This window comes from Psychrobacter sp. 1U2 (assembly GCF_051847575.1).
Window position 1 is genome coordinate 1 of record NZ_JBPYDC010001756.1, and the last position, 531, is coordinate 531.

The following is a 531-nucleotide window of genomic DNA, read 5'->3' on the forward strand; positions in this document are numbered from 1 at the left end:
CCAAAATGAGCAAACAACCTTTACTGGTGAATGTCGCTCGCGGCGGTATTGTCGATAGCCAGGCCCTGGCAGATGCTATCCATAATCAACAAATCCTTGGTTATGCCACGGATGTCTTTGAACAAGAACCTATTACAGCAGATGACCCCCTATTGAGCTTGAGCGATCATCCACGCGTAATATTTAGCCCGCATAATGCTTGGGGTAGCAAAAGTGCGCAAGAGACTTTATGGCAAATGTTGAGTAAACAAGTGGCAGATTTCGTCAACGATTCTCAATAAATATCTAGCGAGTAAAATGTAGCCAGTTGTCTTCTATTTTACGGTATTTGAGCATAATACGGTCACTTAGGTAATTGTTCGTCACACGCCATGGATAGCGATCGCCCTGCTTGGGTAGCTTATCTTTTGCACGGCGTACATAGCCTGCTGATAGCGCACCAAGTACCGTATCTGGCTGCATTTGCACCTGCTCTTGCTCCGTTGTAGCCTGCGGAAAAACTACACTATAACGGTGCTTTTTCATATAGTT

1 protein-coding gene and 1 pseudogene are annotated in these 531 nt (G+C 45.2%); one reads left to right on the forward strand and one right to left on the reverse strand.

What is annotated here, in order from left to right:
* On the forward strand, window positions 1–281 hold a 281-nt coding region (locus ACS8FD_RS24240), incomplete at its 5' end, for an NAD(P)-dependent oxidoreductase (protein WP_439277722.1).
* Between the two features lie 4 nt (window positions 282–285).
* Here the strand turns inward: ACS8FD_RS24240 and ACS8FD_RS24245 are convergent.
* A pseudogene (locus ACS8FD_RS24245) lies at window positions 286–531 on the reverse strand (FAD-containing monooxygenase EthA); the annotation flags it as partial.